The organism is Streptomyces boninensis (assembly GCF_048572725.1).
Taxonomy (GTDB): Bacteria; Actinomycetota; Actinomycetes; order Streptomycetales; family Streptomycetaceae; genus Streptomyces; species Streptomyces boninensis.
On sequence record NZ_CP183837.1, the window covers coordinates 2,557,571 to 2,576,223 of the forward strand.

Consider the following 18,653-nt stretch of genomic DNA (forward strand, 5'->3'; position numbering starts at 1 on the left):
CCAATCGCTGCTCCGCAAGGGCGGGTCCACTTCTACGTCCCGCTATGACAGGAGCACCCTGGCGGGCCGGCCAACGCAGGCCGGCGGCCTCTGTGCCACGCGCAGCCGGACCCGACTGTATATCGGTACGGGAAACGTCACTCGATCCACGGTGCTGAACTGCCGGCGCGCGTGCGGCGGCGCGCATACGCGCCTACGATCCCGCATCCCACGCCGAATCATCACCATACGTTCCCTCATCCATACATCCCTCCCTTCGCCGGCCCATGCCTTCAACACCCCTACTGCTGTGATCACTAACGCAGATCGAAGGCGCGGCGGCACCCGGCGTAGCCGCAGGTGCCGCCGCGGCGGGCGGTGGGCCGCGGCGGGCGGTGGGCCGCGGCGGGCGGTGGGCCGCGGCGGGCGGTGGGCCGCGGCGGGCGGTGGGCCGCGGCGGGCGGTGGGCCGCGGCGGGCGGTGGGCACGGGAATTCGGGGCATTTCCGGCTTGGGATCGGTCGTGATTCCTGCGGGGACGACCGTTCCCAAGACTCTTTACGAATTTACTCGATTAAAAGCGTCGAGAATTCACGAGAATTCCTTGATTATCGAGCCCAAAAAAGGCTTCACCGTGACCCGGATTCGAGCTATATTTAAATTGTTCCCGGAAAAGAGAAGTCCGGGAAAAGGATGAACGGCCAGGAACGTAGGAGTGGTTGCCGTGCGTGAATTCCGTGTGGATGACCTGAAGTCCGTCAACATGCAGTCCGATGAAATCGCCAACGACTTCAGTCTTAATTCTGACGTGTACGTGCTGCTGAGTGAGCAGCACAGCACGGACTGGGCGCGCAGCTACTACGTGTTCTTCGACGGTTCCGCGGTGTGGGCGGATGTCCCCGGCGGCCCGTCACTGGTGGCCGTGCACATCCGCCGGGACGTATCAACTGGCACGTTCACCGCCGAACGTGCCGACGAAGCGATCATGCCGTTCGCTCACGGCTGGCTGACGGAACGGGGCGCGGACCCGGACGGGTTCATCGCCCGCACTGATCAGCGTCCGGCGAACGAAGAGACCCGCCGGTTGGCAAACGAACTGCGCTGGTCAGCTGCCCGGTTGCGGGTGGTGGACTCCTACACCCATGACAGTGAGCCAGCGACCACCTGGGTGATCGCTGAGGACTTGCGCCCCAGTGATTCCACCGCCCCGGTGCGGCTGATCGTGGACCGGGCGGACCTGACCGATGACACCTACACGCTGACGCAGGAATTCTGCCCGAACGTGGAATCCGCCCGCGCCCGCACGCGGGACCTGTAACCCCCGAAAGCGCTGGTGCCGCCCGCACTTCCCCGGGCCGGGCGGCACCAGCCACCCATCACTCGGACTCCCCGACAGCGAGCCCGTTCCCCGTAATCCGTGAAAGGCGAAAGAGGTCAGTCATGTCTGCGAACCTGCCCGCCGGGCCCGTGATGGGAAGCGGCGGCAAAGCCCGCCCGGGGCAACTGCGTATGCACATCCACCGCACTATGGCAGCACAGTCAGGGGATTCATTCACGGTGACCGAACTGGCGAAGAAACTCGGGCATTCCGGCGGCGCCATCGGCAACGCATGCGAAACCCTGGTAGCGCACGGCCATGCCGAACGGACCTGCGACCGGCCACGCACCTACCGGGCCACCACCCCGGCCCCCGCCGGTACAGCACCCGCCAACCCCACCCCGCCCCCGGCAGCCCCCGCTGCGGCGGTTAACCACGGCCCGTCCGGCACCGGCAACACGAGCCCGGGTGTGTCCGGCGCGGGTACGTCCGCACCGCCGCCTGCGCGTTCCGGGCGTCCGGCGCCGGTGCTGCGGCCGAATGGCCAGCCGTACCACCCCCGCGATCTGGCGGCGATGCCAGACGTGGACGCGCTACGCAAACTCCGCACCGCGCAGGTGCCGGTGCTGCTGTACGGGCCGCCGGGCACCGGCAAGACGTCCCTGATCGAGGCGGCCTTCGACGATCTGATCACGGTGGCTGGGGACGGTGACACCGCGGTCGGTGACCTGATCGGTGAGTACACGCAAAAGGACGACGGCGGCTACGAGTTCATCTACGGGCCGTTGGTCACAGCAATGCAGCGGGGCCGCGCGCTGCTGATCGACGACGCCACCCTGATCTCTCCGAAAGTCCTCGCAGCGCTGTATCCGGCGATGGACGGCCGACGACAGATCCAGGTCAAGGCGCACAAGGGCGAGACGATCACCGCGGCGGACGGGTTCTACGTGATCGCCGGACACAATCCCGGGGTCCACGGTGCCGTGCTGACCGAGGCCCTGGCGTCCCGGTTTTCGGTACAGATCCAAGTCGGCTCCGACTACGACCTCGCCACCAGCCTGAAGATCAACCGGACTGCAGTACGGGTGGCCCGGCACCTGGCCAAGCGGCAGGAATCCGGGGAGATCGGCTGGTGCCCGCAACTACGCGAACTCCTCGCCTTCCAAAAGATCGCCGACGTGCTCGGGGTAGAGGCGGCCTTCGCCAATCTCGTCGGCGTCGCCCCACTGGAAGACCGCGACGTAGTCGCCGAGATCGTCACCAAAGCCCTCGGCAAACCCGTCACAGCCCTGGCCCTGGGCAACCAGCTCTAACCGCCCACCAGCCCAAGCCCGTACCGCTTCGCGCTGCACCGGTGAAGGAGTCGATCATCATGGCCGTATCCACGCACCTGCTCCCCGCCCCGCCGCCGGTCACCGAATCCGAGGCCGCACTGGCCCGGTGGGCCGATGACGGCGGCCCGGCCTGGGAGCCCCCGCCCGATCCGCGTACCGGGGAGTGGCTGCGGATCTCCGCGGCCCTCAGCGGCCGCCTGCCCACGATCGCTGGCCGCAACGATGTGATGGTCACCTGCACCCCCGGCACCAGCTCTGGCGCACCGGCCGCCTTCTGCGACGCCACCGCCGAGCTGGAGATCGACACCGCCTGCTTCACCCCGCTGCACCCGGCCAGCATCAACCCTGACCAGGTAGGGGATGAGGAACGCTATCCGGCCGCCTGGGGCGCGCTGATCCACGAGGCCGCGCATGCTGCCCACTCCCGCTGGCAGCCCCCGCCGTCAGTCCGGGGCACCGCCGCCCATCAGGCCGCCGAAGTCCTGGAAGAATCCCGCGCCGAGGCAGCCCACCTGGCCCGCCGCCCGGGCGACCGCCCGTATCTGCGCGCCTGCATCCGCACCCTGGTCATGGACAGCCTGCCCACCGGCGGATTCGACAGCAACTGGCAGGCCGCCACGGCGTCCGGACTGCTGTTGGCACGCCGGGACACCGGAGTCCTCGACCCAGACGAAACCGATGCCCTGGAACAGGTGGTCACCACCCTCCTCGGCCCCGACACCCTGGCCACCCTGCAGACGATCTGGACGGCGGCACACGCCACGGCCGACACCGACGCGACGGGCATGCTGGAGCACGGCCGCGCCTGGTGCGAGGCGGTGGGCATCACCCCCGAGACGCACGCCCCCCATTTCGGCAACGGCACCCACAGTGCGGGTTCGGAGGCGTTGGAGGCCGCGATCACCGCAGCCATCGGCGAGGTCACTGCGAACGAGCAGGCCGAATCGCAGGCCCGAGCAGCGGCAAAGGCGGCGACCGCCACGCGGGCACGAGCAAAGGCCGAGCAGGCGGCACGGCACCAGCAGGCGGCCCAGATTGCCGAGAAGGTCTTCGCACCCGGCCGCAGCCGCCCCTTCATCCCCCGTCCAGGCAGCTCCGCGCGTGGGGTGCGCACCCCGATCTGCGGCACCCGTCCACCCACCGGTGCGGAGAAGGCGGCGGCCGGTCAACTCGCCCGCGCGCTGCGGCAGGCGGCCTACCGCGAGCGCACCGCGATCACCACCGCATCGGCAGTGCCGCCCGGACGGCTGCAGATGCGCGCGGCCTTGGCCCGCGACGCCCAACGAGCCGCAGGCGCAACTCCCACCGCCCAGCCGTGGCTGGCCGCCCGCCGCCGCCATGCGCCCACCCCTCCACTGCGGGTCGGCATCGCCGTGGACATCTCCGGTTCCATGGGCGCCGCCACCGCCCCGATCGCTTCGGCCGCCTGGATCCTCGCGAAGGCCACCGCGCTCACCGACCCCGACTCGGCCGCCGCCACCGTCGCCTACGACCGCGCTCTGACCGCCATCACCGCGCCCGGCGGCGCCCCCACCCAGGTCACCGAACTGCGCGCCGAAGGCATGGGCCACCGCCTCGCCGAGGCCACGGACGCATTGACCGCGGCCCTGGACCTGGCCACCCCCGGAGCGGGTCGGCTGCTGGTCATCGCCTCCGACGGCTACTACAGCGACGGCGAAGCAGCCCGTGCCGCCGACCGCATCACCACTCTGACTCGCACCGGTTGTGCCGTGCTGTGGCTCGCCTTCGAGGACGATCCCTGCCCGCTCCCCGGCGCCACCACCGTGATCCTCAGCAATCCGGCGAGCGCTATCACCGCCATCGCCAAAGCGGCCACCACCGCCCTCGCAGCCACGCACTAACCGACCCCCACCCGGGTCTCGGCGAACCGAACCGGCCCTCCCCGCCCGCCGCGCCAGAAGGGACTTCCCCCATGACCAGGCAACTAGCCCCGCACCCACAACCCAACCAGTCGCTGGGCAAGCGAGCCCGCGATGCGGCCGCGTTCATCGCGCACGGCCGTACTCGCAGCCCGTACGGCCCCTGGCGCGGCGCCGCAATGGCCACCGTCGCCATCCGCCTCGCCGGCCTCCTCGGCCTCGAACCCGAGGCGATCGACGTCCACCCCGACCACCTACGCCGCCGCACCCTGCCCGGCGAACCCGTGATCGCCACCGCCACCTGCCCCACCACCGGCTCGCACTACAGCTTTCTGCTCCGCGACTGCGCCTTCCACGACGAGCCCTTCGAACTCCTCGACGCCTGCCCGGAATGCGGCGGCGCCGTACCTGTGGCCACGATCGGCCACCTCGCCGACCTCGGCTCAGCCCTCGCCGACTCCCTTACGGCCAGCTATCCCGACGACTTCCACAACGACGAAGCCCACACCAGCCGCTGCCGCTACGGCCCCATGCCGTAACCGGCAGCCGTCGCACCCAGCCGCCCCGGAGGCCGATCCTCATGAGCACTCATCTCCCACTGACCGTGGTACGACGCCTTGTCCACCAAGTGCTGCAGCGCACCACCACCGCCGTGGACATCGTCCCTGGCGACCGCCACACCCTCGACGCGATCCTGCACGAGGCCGCGTATGCCGCCGCCCGCAACCTCCACCCTCACCGCCCGGCGGCCCAGCAACGCACGCTGGCCGACTGGCTGCACGCCGAGGCCGCCCTCCAGCTCATCACCGCCGCAGGCTGGCCCTGCTCCGGCACCACCGACCCGCGCCTCACTGCAGGACTCGACCGCATCAACACCCTCGGCCACACCGTCCAGCTGAACATCCTTCGCCGGGCAACCAACGTGCTGAACCCCACCGCCCGCCCGTCCTCCCGCCGTCGGCACACCTCGGCACCCCGCATCACCCTCAATCCGAGGTCACCGGCGGGCAGCTGTGGCTGCGACTGCACCGAGGACGAGGGCTGCGATTGCGGTCACGCCGGATGCGGAGGCCGCTGATGACCTCCCTGAGGCCGTGTCCTTGGCCCGCAGATGAAGCCGTGGCTGTCAGGAACGACGTCGGACGCAGATGCACCGTCCCTGGCCGGCCATGGCAACGGCTATGAGCCCGCCAGCGCACCGCCTCGGGCCCGGCACGGAGTTGTTGCGCCAGCAGCTCGCCGTGGACGACCCGGCGGACTGGCTCACCGAGCGGCACCCACCGGGCACCCGCCTGCATCGCCTCGCAGCAGCACTGCTCGCCGGCGCCGCTGACCTGGATGCATTCTTCGCCACGGCTCGCGAGGCGGGCGCCGCCCTGCGGCTCCTGCGCGCCGACCCGACCGCGAGTACGGAAGACCCGGCGATCGGTGCCGTAGCGCACGAGCTGGCGCTGGCCATCCGCTCAACCGAGGCCGCCGACACGGCCCTTGTGCGGTTGCTGGGCGCCTACCTCGATCTCCGCGGGTACGAACTGCGCTGACGTCCCGCGGGTCGCCGAGCCGCGCTACTCGAGCGCCCCTTTCAACGGAGAGGCGGGTTCACGCCCCTCTGCCGCCCGAGTGGCCGGTGCCACCTTCCAGATCGTGGCTGCTGTGGGTGCCAGCACGCACCAGAAGATGATCTACGGCGTGGCCCGATGGACGCCCGCGTCCCTCAGCACCCTTCGCCCCTGTGCGTACCTCATGGTTCCAGCGTACGGTCGACAGCAGGCTTTCAAGTTCAATCAGGGGCGTTGACGCGGTGCCTCTTCTTCGCCTCGCTCACTTGCTGCAGGGACCATACATAAGTCCAGTCAGGGCCTTCAGCCGCTCGCCTATTATTCTCCTCCTTGACCTTCAGGAGGTGCCACACCGCTCCACCTGTCGCACCGACCCCGAGAGCGGTAATAACTTCCTGGAATATTGGACTGTAAACGGCAGAGAGCGCCACCGTAACGGTTCCTACACCCACCTCCAGGGCGGACAGAACTGTTCCGCGTGAGGCCGCCTCCATTTGCGATGCCGAAATGCTTACTTGCTCCTCGATTTCGTCGCGAATCGCGTCCAGCGCCAACTGCGAGTCGACGGAGTTGAGTGCGTCTCCGAGCGAGCGGAATGATTTCCTCATGTATCGACGGACTGAGGCATAGGAGTCGAATTCTTCGATTGTGATCCGGGAGAAGTCTCCCAGAGGGACGTTCTCCAGGAATGGGAGTTCGATCTCCAGGATCGGCCGTACATACTTGCTCTTCTCCGGCCTCACGCCTGCGCCATCGATCACCCTGCCGTCGCGTACGAGGTAGTCGATGGCTGACGCGTGCTCCCGGTCTCCCACGTACACCCCGTCAGGGTCCGCCGGGGAGGTGCTGAAGCCGCTCGTCTGGGTTGAATAGGTGGGGAGATACCAAGCAAGCCCGGCCTTCATCAAGGGCTCAGAACCGAGAATCCAGCTTCCGAGTGTTGAGAGAGACGGGCAGTGCATATAGCTGGTCACCGTCTCCATTTCGATATTAGTTTCTCTATCCAAGCCATCGCCCGAAAACCTCCCCGGTGAGAGGTCGCTGGTTTCCCGCCTCAGCAGACAGGCATTAGAATCTCGACGATCATGAGAGAGCAGCAACGTGTCCGCGATCAGGGGGACCTTTTTTGTTAGATCCTCGAATCCGTACTCGGCGGTCGAGATCCCCACGTAAAATTTCGAATCTCGAAGGCGCCTTTCTGCCTTGACGCTCTCGGCCTTACTGTCCCACAGGTATTTACCATAGGCGAGCGCGACTTCCCTGGGATCTTGTCGCACCTTTCCGCGAAGTTGCCTGAAGAAGGAACGCATTTCGCGGGCGACAATCTCATTCTGAATCGAATCTTTCGAGCGCTTACGAAAACGAAGCATAGAGCGATGGTCCCGAAATTATTGCGCCACGTCCAGACCCCGCCATCCGACGAGGGGGCGCGTGCTCAGTTGCGGTCCTTCCCCATTTCTGGCGGCGTGCGGTGCGGCCACCACGCGGCGGCCCCTTCCCGCGAGCAGCCCCCTCCACCCCGCCCTCTCGATCCGGTGATCGAGCCGACCCACCGCACCCGCCAGGGTGATAGGTAGCAGGCGATGGCCGTTAGTGTTGTCCAGCGCATTCCTCCAGCTCGGCCGCGAGCTCCGAGTCCAGCAGCGAGATGGTGCCGAAGTCCTCGTCCTCGCAGGTCTCCAGCCGGTGCACCGCCCTCGGTCAGGGTGTCGGTAAGGCGGACGGTCGCCGAGTAGTGCCAAGCCCTCTCCGGGCGGGCTTCGTCCTGGCGATCATGCGTTGCTGGCCGGCGCCCGAGGCGGAATACCGCGCCTGGTACGGAGCGCCGCGCGCGGACCGGTGGCCAATCGGCGCGGTACAGCTGGTGCCCGTCGCCGAGAGCTGTGGGTGGCGAACATGATCGGCCAGCCATGATCGGCCAGCACAGTATTCGTCCCGCGGTGGACGGCACCCCGCCGGTGCGGCATGAGGCGCTCGGCATCGCGCTCGCCGCGTTGCACGACCAGGCGCTGGTGCTCGGAGCCTCGGTGCACATGCCGCGCATCGGCGCCGGCCTGGCCGGCGGATCATGGGACCGGATCGAACCGCTGATCCGCACCAACCTCGCCGACCGCGGTGTCCCGGTGACCGTGTACGACCTCACGGCCGGCAGCAGACGCGGCCACCATCACGTTCGGGGCCGGGGTGCGCCGGCGTTACCCGTCGCTGCCGCGCCGTGGCAGCAGGGACTCGAGCAGCCTCTTGCGGTCGTGCGGGTGCTGCGCGAGCCACTGGTCGAGCAAGTGGTCGGCACCGCCGAACACCAGCGTCTCCGCTTGGGGGCGGCGTTGCAGCGCCTTCTGGATGAGTGCCGTCATCTCGGCGGGGACAGTGTCATCGTGCTCTGGGAGCGCGAGGACAATGCTGCCCGGGAAGGATGCGAGCGCCTCGAGCGCTGGGGCCTCGGGCCATTCCTCCGGTTGCCCGTAGGCCAGTTCCAGGATGTCCGGGTGTCCGAACGGGACATCGCGAATCGCCGTCGAGAAGACGGCCGGCGCGCACAAGGCCATGCCGCGGATGCGCTTGCCGAAGTGTTCAAGGAGATCGACGGAGGTCTGGCTGCCCAGGCTGAACCCGATCAGGAGCAGCGGAGTCTCTGCAGGCAGTCGACTGGCTAGCAGTGTCGTGGCTTGTTGCTGGCGGCCGTTGATGGTCGTCGCCGACCAGGTTCCCGAGCTGTCTCCGCTGCCGCTGAAGTCCAGGCCGATGACACGGTGCCCGCATGCGGCGAGGTCTTTCGCGAGCGGGAGGCTGGTCTCCTTGGTGTCGCGGTTGCCGGACCCGTGCATGATGACCACGCACTCACTTCTCGATGGAGCGGTGGAGCTCACGTCGAAGTAGCTGAGGTGTACTCCGTCACACAGGTGCGCCGACCTGACGACCGGAACCGTCGCGTGATCGTCTTCCATCTGCGGGAGACTAGCCCGGTGCCCGCGGCCGGGAAAGAGGCGGGCTGACACGGAGGCGCAGGAAGTCGAAGCGGCCCTGGCCGCTCGCCCGCCGGGGATACGGCGGCAGCCAGTGCCCTTGCCGTGCCCCGGGTTGCGACTGGCCGGGTGCGGCGGCGCCTCTGGCCACGGTAGTGCCCAGGCGTCGCGGCCGGCAGGCCGATGTCCGCACCCAGTTCGACTGTCAGACCGGTTGACGGCGCGGACATCGACGCCAGTGCTCAATCCCCAGTTCCATAGCTCCTTCCGCAGTTCCTGGTACCAGGTCGCACGCCGAGTGCCGGTCGCGGTGGGTGCCCGCGGTCGCTTCCCGCCGTCAGAATCAGCCGCGAGACGGTCCTCAAGCCCTCGACCTGATCGGTCAGGTCGAGGGCTTGAGGACGACCGGTAGGCCTGATGGACATGGGCTTCCGGCAGACCCGGCAGCCTGCTGTCGCGTGGGTGTCGAGGGCAGCCACCGGTGGCGGCCCTCGACACCCGCTCAACGCTGGTGCCATGCCTGGAAGAGGCGCTCGCTCTCGCTCTCCCAGCGCTCCGCCAGCTTCTGTGTTTCGGCGGGGAGTTGCTGCCCGAGCTCCTTGGAGACCTGCCGGCAGACCCGCCCGTTGGGCTCCTCAGCTGCCAGCAGCACCAGCAGCAGAGGTTCGTCATCCGGGATGACGTCCTCTACCTGGCACAGCACCCGGTTCTGCTCGCCCGGATCGAGCTTGGGCAGCGCCGAGCCGAGCTGGCGGTGCGGCTGCTGCCACGAGGTCGTGCGCTTCTCCCGGACCGCCTTCTTCAGCGCCCCGCGGACCGCGGCCGCGGCGCTGGCGGCGCCGGTATCTCGCCGAGCCGGCTGGCCGACTCTGCCGGGGCGGTCTCAGCCGGGTCCGGCGCACAGGAGGCCACGGCCTGGCGCAGGCCCGCGTAGCCCGTCCGGATCGGGGCCAGGCGCTGGAGGCTGGACAGGCTGATGGTGCGCTGCCGGGGGCAAGATTCGTCGAGTACCCGGGTGGCGAGCACGTAGAAGTCCCACTGCGCGAGGTCGAGGGGGTTCAGGCTCTGCTTGTCCTGATGGTTAAGGACGCAGAAGACGTAGACGTCCGAGCGGCGCAGCTGCTCCGGCGAGTAGTTGCCCGTCTGGGCGTCCCAGCCGGAGGCGGGCGCGATCGAGAAGCCGATGCTGGACGGTTTACTCTGCGCCCAGGTCTGCAGATAGGCGGAAGATTGCACCTCCACTCGCCATCCTTCTGGGCTGCGGATGTCCACCACGTCCCACTCCTGGCGGGTGCCGGTGGCTGCGTCCAGGGCATGCGCCACCAGGTACTCGGCCAGGATGCCGCGCATGGTGTTGCTAGCCAGGTCCGAGCAGGCCCAGCGCCAGAAGTCGGCGACGGTGCCGTGCCGGTGTTCGCCAGCATGGAGGGGCTCCTGCCCGGTGAGCCGCTGGACGGTCAACGGACCGAGGTCAGGCTGCATGTCTTCCTCTGCATGGATGCGCTGATGGTCCGCCCGCCGCACCTCGCACCTTATTGATCTTCACTGAGGGTTCACGCCGGTCTGCCGGTGCGAGCCGTGCGGACGCGGTCTGGTTCAGATAGCGGCGAGGATCTGGGTGCGCTGGGCGGCGTGCTCCTCCGCGCTGATCATGCCCTGCCGGTACAGGTCGTCCAGCTGAGCCAGCCGGGCGGCGACATCCCCGGCTGGATAGGGAGCGACAGCCGCGGCGGGCTGCGCGGCGGCGGCCTGCTGCATCAGCCGCGTCTGCTGCTGCATGATCTCGGTCTGCTTGGCGGCTTGCTTCGCGGACTGCTTGGCGTAGCGGGCGCCCTTGGCCGTCTTGCGGGCGGTGCGTTCCTTGTCGCTGCGGAAGTCGACGAGACCTGCCGTGAAGACGGAGGTGGTCTTGCGGATCATGCCCATGATGTTGTTATCCTTGTTGCGCTGAATCGACAGAAGCGGCAGGAAATAGCCACTGTGCGCCGACCAGCCGGAGACGAGCAAGCCAGTCCATCGCCCTGTGCCCAACCTCACGCGCTCAGCGAGCCGAGATAGGGGTCGAACCCGAGGTGCTCGATCTGCGCGCGGTCCTTCCGCCAGGCGTTGCGCCGGTCCGGGTACAGCAGGCGCAGCGGCAGCGCCGGCCGACGGTTGAGATAGTCGGCCCAGCTGCAGCCGTCGACGTGCGGGCAGTCGTCGATCTGCCAGTTGCACACCCGGCAGAGCATTCCGCGGACGATCCCGGAGAAGTGGTCATGATCGATGAGGTCGCCAGGGCGCTCCCCGCAGCCGAGGCATCGAGTCCCGAATATCTCCCGTAAGCGTCGGGGCGCTTCCATGACGAGCCCATGCGAAACAGTCTGGCCGACGCCACCGACAGCGTCCGGGGACCCAGGCGACTGCGTCCCGAACACATGAGCTCGGCGATCAGCAATCGGCGGCAGCCTGCTCGACGGTGCGCTCCCGCATTGCATGCAGGTCGTGTTGGAGGGCCACGAGGCGGCGGACCGCTGTACTGGGACCGCGAGTATGCCGGAGCCGACGAGGAGCGTCCGAGCCCCGGACGTTCGTCTGTCAGGCCCGCTCTGGGTCGGTGAAGCGGGTGCTCGTGTATCGGGCATTAATGTCTCGGCCCAGCTCGGTGCGGTAGATCTCTGCTACGGACTGGCTGCGGCCCTGCGCGGGGTCGAGGCCGAGTTCCTGCACAGCTGCCCTGACGGTTTCCGCGTCGGGCCCGTCGAGGACGAGCATGTCCGGCAGGTCGGGCCATGTCTCGAAGCCGTACAGAACGTCGTCGAGCTGCCACTCCTCGCGGTAATGCGACTCATTCAGCCACTGATGCAGGCCGATGGTCATGAGGAACTCGGCCATCGCCCGGAGATCCGACACCCCGGTCTCAATGTGCACCTTCCGCTCGACGCTGCGGGGATCCTTGTAGTTCCACCACAGCGTCAGGGTGACGTCATGGCCCTCGTCGCGCAGCTGAATCCGCGCGGCGTCTGCAGGGCCTGCGCCGTCATAGACGAGGCGCTTCAGGAGCTTGCGTGCCAAGTTCTGTGTGGCGCCGCGGGCGGTGAGCTGCTCCCTCAGTGCAGCGACATCGACATTGAGGAAGACGGCTTGGCTCTGGTTCGGCACGACAGAGATCCCATCGAATGTGGCAGTGCGCAGGCTAGGCATACCTTGACGTCGCCGGTCGCACTTACTCATTTACGAACGCAGGTTGAGCGGGTTCCTAGGGACGGCTGGCAGCCGAACAGCATCCGGCCAAGTCACCCGACCATACCCAGCCCCATGGGGCTGGCACATCTATCGCATACCACACGTTGCCGTACTCGTTGATGCAGTACTCAACCGTATGGACAGACGTTGTGGGCGGCAGGAGATTGACTTCGTCAGACGCGTCGTACGGGTCGCTGTGGACTTCAGTGTTTCTGTCCGCCCTGGTAATTTCCCAGCCTTCCCATGCGTAACAGTCGATCTGCGCGCCGGTGGGACGCGAGTCCACGGAGACAGCACTCGCAGATCCGGGGACTAGAACAGCGCTCACCAGCGCCGCTGCCGCGAGTAGTCTCAGGCCGTGACGTATATTCGTGCGCACCACTGGAACGACCTCCTAGGTGGGGGTTGAGAGCAGGGACGTAGAATTGTCCAGTCTCACTAGGGGTGTTGCTGGCGGTGACATTACGTTCTGGCGGGGCTGCTGAGAACTCAGCGGCCCAAAGTGAGAACTTGCATTCCCCTTCGAGTGCACACGGCAAGGTCCTCGCCAAAGGGTGCGGTGTACCAACTATAGCGAGTGCTGCTCAGTTTTGGTCTGCCGCTATGCGGTGCGCGGCGAAGCGTCACATTGGCGGATGGCGACCTTGGGCTCAACGATGTCAGTCTGGCGTCTCCTTGATCATCGGAGTCGCCGGCGAGCGGACGCTCCCGCCGGGCGCGTAAAGGAACTGATCAACCGCGAGGACTACTCCAACCGGATGAGGGTCGACCGGAGTAGCGCCGGGAGTGTCAGTTGCCTCGAAGAGGTAACGCAGGTGCCAACTACCGCGCGATTCCAGTGTCAGGTAGGCCGAAACGCAGGACTCACTCGACCAGCTCAGGCCACGGCGCGAGTGTCATGTAGCGCGAAAAGTCACATGCGACAGCCGTGCGCAGGCTCCGTATCAAGGGGGATTCTGTCGACATGGCCGTCAGTCCTGATTCTTGAGGTGCGCGGTGAGCTGGGTGAGGGTCTCCCAGGCGGTCGGGTCGGTGCCGTCGCCGAGGGGGTAGTGGACGCCGGTGTCCGCGGCCGGGTTGAGGCGGGTCGGCTGGACGGCGACGGGGACGTGGAGGGCGCGGTCGAGGCCGGTGTCGCGGATGGCGCGCGGGCCGAGGGTGAGGGCGACCGGGAGCGGTGGGGCCTCGAGGTGGGGTGGGGTGGTCAGGTCGCTTCGGGCGGTGCGGAGCGTCGCGAGTAGGTTGACCAGGTGGTGGTGGGTGCTGAGGTCGGTGGCGAGGGCTTCGAGGGCGTCGAGGGGTGGGGCCTCGTCGAGGCTGTAGCCCAGCGTGAGGGTGACGTTCTCCTCGATGCCTTCGGCGGTGGGGCGGATGCGGCTGGTCGCGATGGCCGGGTGGCTCGGGGTGCCGATGGCGGTGATGAGGGTGGGTTCTGGGGCGCGGTTGCGGGCGAGTTCGGTGAGCTCGCGTGGCGACCAGGGCAGGTTGACCGGTTCGGCAGTGGACCATCCGGCTGGGTCTCTGCCGGTGAGGTGCTGCCACGCGCAAGCGAGGGCGAGGCCGAGTTCGAGGTCGCCGTCAGCAGGGTGCAGCGTGCGGTAGCTGAGCAGGAGTTGATGGCCCTCCGTGCCGGTGGCGTGCGGCCCGGTGAAGGCGTCGGCGACTTTGGTAGTGCCGTCCTCCTCGACCACGGGTGTGAAGGTGCCGCCGAGCCAGTGCAACTGCGCGCCGGAGAAGCCGTCGTAGAAGACGCTGTCCGGGGCTTGGACGACCCAGCGGTTCGGGTAGCCCGACAGGGCGGTGTGGAGCGGCTGGGTGAGGCGGGTGGTGTGTGGGGTGACGATGTGCAACGCCCGTTCGGCTTCGGCGGTGACGGCGAGGATCGCTGACAGTGAGGTGGTGAGCGGGACGATCGGCCGGTCGGTGATGACAACGGCGGTGGAGTCGGTGAGGACGTCGACGATCGGTTCCGGCTCGGTGGTGGCGTGGGCGTCCTCGGGGAGGTCGATGACGTCGGTTGTGGCGGCCTCGGGTGGATGGACGATGCCGCCGAGGATAGCGGTGAGGCGGCCGGCGAAGGAGCCTGCCAGGGCGGATGCCTCGGCTACGGCGGTGGAGGCGCGGGCTTCGGTCCACCAGACGGGGATGTCGCTCTTGGCGCCCAGGAGGCGTTCGGTTTCGCCCGGGACCTGCAGCAGCAGCGGGGCTTCAATGGAGACCAGCGGTCGGCCTCCTGTGCCGCACAGCTGGATGACGGCGCCGTCGGCTCCCGAGCCGACCCGGAGGTCGGAGCCGCCGGCGTGCAGGCCGGCCAGGAGGGTCATCGGGTCCGGCATGGTCGGGGTGAGGGCGACGACGTCGGTGGTCACAGGCGGCTCACAGACTCTTGGGCGCTTCCTGCGCGAGGGCGGTCTGGATGAGTTGGTGGGGTCGGCCGCGGCGGACCAGGGTGCCGCGGCCGGGAGGCTGGTGGGAGGCGTAGAGGCCGGGGAACAGCTGGCCTTCGCTGCGGTCGCCGGTCATCACCAGGCTGGTCGCGCCGGATTCGCGGAGGCCGGTGAGGAAGGGCTCGTACAGGGCGCGGGCGCAGCCGGCGACGCGGCGGGTGACGATGAAGTGCAGGCCGATGTCGATGGCTGAGGGGATGTACGGCAGGAAGGCGGATAGGGGCTGCTGGCCTGCGGTGGAGAGGATGTCGTAGTCGTCGACGACGATGACGATGCAGGGCCCGGTGAACTGCCCCGGTTCGATGTCTGGGTTGTCGGCGTCCGGGAGGCGCTTTTCCAGTTCGGCGGCGATGCCGTTGGCCAGGCCGGTGGCGAGCTTGTTGTTGTAGGCGTAGCCGCCGAGGTAGGGCTCGGGGATGTGGCCGCGCAGGGTGCGGCGCGGGTCGAAGACGGCCAGCACCAGCTCGTCGGCCGTGTGCCGGGCGACCAGCTGGTCGGTGATGTGGCGCAGCAGGTTGGTCTTGCCGCATTCGTTGTCGCCGAGCGCGAGGAGGTGCTGGTCGGTGCCGGCCAGGTCGAGCAGGACCGGGGCGAGGGCGTCCTGGTCGACGCCGATGGGGAGGCGCTTCGGCTCGGTTGCGACGGTGGGGAGCTTGGCGGCGGGCAGGCGGGTGGGCAGGATGCGGACGGGGGCGGCGAGTTCGCCGTGCCAGGTCGCGCGGGCAGCGCGGGCGGCCTGCTCCAGGGCGGTGGTCAGGTCGTCGGTGGGCGGGGGTGGTGTCCGTACGGGGCAACCCAGTTTGGGCGAAGAGCTTGCCGTCGGTCAGGACCCGGCCGGGGGTGTCGGCGCCGAGGGTCTCGGAGAGTTTGCGGGCGATGGAGGAGTCGGTGGGGTCGTTCAGGCGGAGCTCGGCGCGGGTGCCGAACATCGACTGGCTGGCGATGCGGACGTCGTTCCAGCGCAGCATCCCGGCGACGACGTGGATGCCGTAGCCGCCGCCGCGGCGTAGCAGGTCGGTGACGGCGTCCTCGAGCTCCTCGAAGTCGTCGCGCAGCCCACCGAAGCCGTCGATGATCAGGACGATGTCGGTGGCGGTGAGCTCGTCGGCCTTCCCTTGGGCGCGGAGCGTACGGAGTTGGTCGATGGAGTCGATGCCGTGCACCCGGAAGGCCTCCTCGCGCTGGCCCAGCATGCCGCGGACCTCGGCGACGGTGCGGGCGGCGCGTTCGCGGTCGGTGCGGGAGGCGATGCCGCCGACGTGCGGCAGTTGGGCCAGGGCGGCGAGTCCGCCGCCGACCAGGTCGAGGCCGTAGATGGCGACGTCGCGGGGGGTGTGGGTGAGTGCCAGGGACAGCGCGAGGGTGCGCAGCAGGGTGGTCTTGCCGGACTGCGGGCCGCCGATGAGCGCGGCGTGGCCGCCGGCGACGGTCAGGTCCAGGATCCACTGGCCCTGCCACTGCTTCTCCGGGTCGTCGAGCAGGCCGAGCGGGATGCGCATCGGGCGGTTCGGCTTTCCGGCCAGGGTCAGTCCGTCAGCGGAGGCGACGAGGGGGCCGGCGGCCTGGTCGAGGGTGAGCGCGTGCGGGAGCGGCGGCAGCCAGATCCGGCGGACCGGCTCTGCGGCGGTGCGCAGCTGGTCGACCATCACCGACATGGTGGTGGGGCCGGTTTCCCGTACGGGCATGTGCGGCTCGGTCTCGCCCGCCTCGCTCGCGGCGTCGCGGCTGGTGTTGTAGGTGCCGTATGGATGCACCTGCGGTCCGTCGCTCTCGGCGGCATCACGTAGGTCGGGGGCGGTGTAGGCGCCGGAGACGAAGCCGGCCTTGAAGCGGGTGTAGACGGACGTGTCGACCTTCAGGTAGCCGAAGCCGGGCAGCGGCGGCAGGTTGAAGGCGTCCTTGGAGTCCAGCACCGTACGGGACTCATCCGCGGAGAAGGTCCGCAGTCCCAGTCGGTATGACAGGTAGGTTTCCAGGCCTTTGAGCTTGCCCGCCTCGATGCGCTGGCTGGACAGCAGCAGATGCACACCGATGGAGCGGCCGATCCGGCCGATGGACAGGAACAGGTCGATGAAGTCGGGTTTGGCGGTGAGCAGCTCGCCGAACTCGTCGATGACGACGAACAGGTGCGGCAGCGGCTCCAGTTTCCGCTCGGGATGCTTGGCGCGCAGGGCGGCGTAGTGGCCGATGTCGGCGACGTTCCCGGCATCCTTCAGCACCTGCTGGCGGCGCTTGACCTCGCCTGCGAGGGAGGTGTGGACCCGTTCGATGAGGTCGGCCTGGTTCTCCAGGTTGGTGATGACGCCGGCCACGTGCGGCAGCAGCTCGAAGGGGGCGAATGTGGCGCCGCCCTTGTAGTCGACCAGTACCATCGCCAGATCCTCCGGCGGGTGGGTGGCGGTGAGGGCGAGGACCAGGGTGCGCAGCAGCTCGCTCTTGCCGGAGCCGGTGGCGCCGACGCACAGGCCGTGCGGGCCCATGCCGAGCTCGGCGGACTCCTTGAGATCCAGGAGTACCGGCTCGCGGCGGTCGTCGACGCCGATCGGGACCCGCAGGAACGCCCGGTCGCCACGCGGCGACCACAGCCGCCCGATGTCCAGCGCCGCCGGGTCCATGACGCGCAGCAGCCCGGGGAAGTCGACCTGACCGACGGCTGCCGGGGTGCCCTCGCTACGGGATTCGGCGGACAGCCGCAGCGGGGTCAGCATCCGCGCCACGCCTTCCGCCGCCGGGACGCTGACAACGTCGGCCGCGCCCTGGACCAGCGGGGCGTCCGTGTCGCGCAAGTCCGTAATCGTGATGTCGCCGTCACCGGAGACGGTGATACGGACCGCCACCTCGTCCGGCTCGTGCACCTGATCCGCCAGGAGGTGCACGACCGTGGTTCGCATCGCGGCTAGGGAGATCGCCTCGTCGGGGCGGGTCAGCTCGGTGGCGAGTTCGCCGTGACAGTCGGCGATCACAAGCAGACGGCTGGTCAGCCGCAAGGCGTCCCGGTCGGCCAGCCCACGGCGTATCTCGGCGGCGTAGCCGGCTCGCCGGGTCAGGTCGGTGCGCAGCAGCCGGGCCAGCTGGGGCAGGCTGGGCGCGATGCGGCGGGCGGCACCGGCGTCGTCCCGCTCGACATCGTCGAGGATGTGCGGCAGCCACTTCGCCCACACCCACTCCTCCTCCCTTACGCCCGGGACGGCCAGCGCCATCGCCACGTCGTCGGGGGCGTGCGCGGCGGCGGCGTGGAGCATCAGGGCGCGAGCCACGTTGACGACCTGGTTCCGGTCGGGCCCGACGATGGACACGTTCCCGGCGCGATCCAGCGGCGCGGTGAGCGGGAAGTCGCGGCCGAAGGTGAAGCGGGCAAGTAGTGCGCGGGCCTCGTTGAGCATGAACGGATCCGGCGGCGACATCGCCCCGCCCTGATGCTCACTGATGCGCAGGCGCTGCACCGGCACCTGCCCGGTGCCCAGCCGTACGGTGAGGAAGTCGTCGTCCAGGCGGCGCCGCTCCCACAGCCGGGCCGGGTCGCGGACCACGTCGTACAGCGCCGCCGGGGGCGGGCTGAGCAGTCGGGCCGCGTCCCGCCGTTTCCGTTCGGCGGAGCTGAACGCCTCGCGCTGCTCCTCCAGATACTCCAGATACCGCTCGCGCTGCTGCCTGCGCTGCCGCTGCGCCTTCCCCCGCTGGGAGAAGACCAGCACCAGTGCCCCGACGAGCGCGGCGACGAGGACGACCGCACCGATCACGGCGAACTGGCTGTTGCGGATGATCGTCATCATCACGACCGAGCCCATGATCCCGGCCATCGGCAGCATCGACATCGCGGCGTTGTGGGTCTTGCCGTCGGGCAGCGTCGGCGGCGCCTCCAGCGACTGCTGCGGCGGGGGCGGCAGCGGCCGGGTGGCACGGGCCGGGCGGTGGATGGATATCTGGCTCATGACGCGTAAAGCCG

The 18,653-nt window shown here is 68.7% G+C and carries 15 protein-coding genes and 1 pseudogene; 6 read left to right on the forward strand and 10 right to left on the reverse strand.

Features of this window, described 5'->3' with window-relative positions:
• Positions 1 to 296 precede the first annotated feature (296 nt).
• Positions 297 to 482 (reverse strand): hypothetical protein, encoded by a 186-nt coding sequence (locus ACNNMR_RS11510; RefSeq protein ID WP_419994470.1) that lies wholly within the window; start codon positions 480 to 482, stop codon positions 297 to 299.
• Positions 483 to 702: 220 nt separating this feature from the next.
• Here ACNNMR_RS11510 and ACNNMR_RS11515 point away from each other — a divergent pair, with 220 nt between their 5' ends.
• The 6 genes from ACNNMR_RS11515 (at position 703) to ACNNMR_RS11540 (ending at position 6,051) form a co-directional block, all read left to right on the forward strand.
• Positions 703 to 1,296, forward strand: a complete 594-nt coding sequence (locus tag ACNNMR_RS11515) for a hypothetical protein (protein WP_419994471.1) — start codon at positions 703 to 705, stop codon at positions 1,294 to 1,296.
• 209 nt (positions 1,297 to 1,505) lie between these two features.
• Positions 1,506 to 2,609: an AAA family ATPase gene (locus ACNNMR_RS11520; RefSeq protein WP_420000331.1), complete on the forward strand. Its 1,104-nt coding sequence runs from the start codon at positions 1,506 to 1,508 to the stop codon at positions 2,607 to 2,609.
• A 59-nt stretch (positions 2,610 to 2,668) separates the two neighbouring features.
• Complete coding sequence (locus ACNNMR_RS11525; protein WP_419994472.1) at positions 2,669 to 4,492, forward strand: VWA domain-containing protein; 1,824 nt, start codon at positions 2,669 to 2,671, stop codon at positions 4,490 to 4,492.
• A gap of 71 nt (positions 4,493 to 4,563) precedes the next feature.
• On the forward strand, positions 4,564 to 5,049 hold the full coding sequence (locus ACNNMR_RS11530) for a hypothetical protein (RefSeq protein ID WP_419994473.1): 486 nt from the start codon (positions 4,564 to 4,566) through the stop codon (positions 5,047 to 5,049).
• A 41-nt stretch (positions 5,050 to 5,090) separates the two neighbouring features.
• Complete coding sequence (locus ACNNMR_RS11535; protein ID WP_419994474.1) at positions 5,091 to 5,588, forward strand: hypothetical protein; 498 nt, start codon at positions 5,091 to 5,093, stop codon at positions 5,586 to 5,588.
• Positions 5,589 to 5,691: 103 nt separating this feature from the next.
• Positions 5,692 to 6,051 (forward strand): hypothetical protein, encoded by a 360-nt coding sequence (locus tag ACNNMR_RS11540; protein WP_419994475.1) that lies wholly within the window; start codon positions 5,692 to 5,694, stop codon positions 6,049 to 6,051.
• A gap of 239 nt (positions 6,052 to 6,290) precedes the next feature.
• Here the strand turns inward: ACNNMR_RS11540 and ACNNMR_RS11545 are convergent, their stop codons facing one another.
• From ACNNMR_RS11545 to eccCa, 9 genes and pseudogenes are all read right to left on the reverse strand, one after another.
• Positions 6,291 to 7,379, reverse strand: coding sequence for a hypothetical protein (locus tag ACNNMR_RS11545; RefSeq protein WP_419994476.1), 1,089 nt, complete (start codon positions 7,377 to 7,379; stop codon positions 6,291 to 6,293).
• Positions 7,380 to 8,264: 885 nt separating this feature from the next.
• The gene (locus tag ACNNMR_RS11550) at positions 8,265 to 9,017 is read right to left on the reverse strand and encodes an alpha/beta hydrolase (protein WP_419994477.1); all 753 of its coding nucleotides are present in this window, start codon (positions 9,015 to 9,017) and stop codon (positions 8,265 to 8,267) included.
• Between the two features lie 520 nt (positions 9,018 to 9,537).
• Positions 9,538 to 9,738, reverse strand: coding sequence for a hypothetical protein (locus tag ACNNMR_RS11555; RefSeq protein ID WP_419994478.1), 201 nt, complete (start codon positions 9,736 to 9,738; stop codon positions 9,538 to 9,540).
• Positions 9,739 to 9,836: 98 nt separating this feature from the next.
• Positions 9,837 to 10,517, reverse strand: coding sequence for a hypothetical protein (locus tag ACNNMR_RS11560; RefSeq protein ID WP_419994479.1), 681 nt, complete (start codon positions 10,515 to 10,517; stop codon positions 9,837 to 9,839).
• Positions 10,518 to 10,631: 114 nt separating this feature from the next.
• Complete coding sequence (locus ACNNMR_RS11565) at positions 10,632 to 10,955, reverse strand: hypothetical protein (RefSeq protein ID WP_419994480.1); 324 nt, start codon at positions 10,953 to 10,955, stop codon at positions 10,632 to 10,634.
• Between the two features lie 113 nt (positions 10,956 to 11,068).
• A complete protein-coding gene (locus ACNNMR_RS11570; protein ID WP_419994481.1) occupies positions 11,069 to 11,377 on the reverse strand; it encodes an endonuclease domain-containing protein in 309 nt (102 codons plus the stop codon).
• 235 nt (positions 11,378 to 11,612) lie between these two features.
• Positions 11,613 to 12,176, reverse strand: a complete 564-nt coding sequence (locus ACNNMR_RS11575) for an adenylyl cyclase (protein WP_419994482.1) — start codon at positions 12,174 to 12,176, stop codon at positions 11,613 to 11,615.
• Positions 12,177 to 13,231: 1,055 nt separating this feature from the next.
• On the reverse strand, positions 13,232 to 14,629 hold the full coding sequence (locus ACNNMR_RS11580; protein WP_419994483.1) for a DUF6177 family protein: 1,398 nt from the start codon (positions 14,627 to 14,629) through the stop codon (positions 13,232 to 13,234).
• Between the two features lie 7 nt (positions 14,630 to 14,636).
• Positions 14,637 to 18,639, reverse strand: a pseudogene (eccCa, locus tag ACNNMR_RS11585) (type VII secretion protein EccCa).
• Positions 18,640 to 18,653 lie beyond the last annotated feature (14 nt).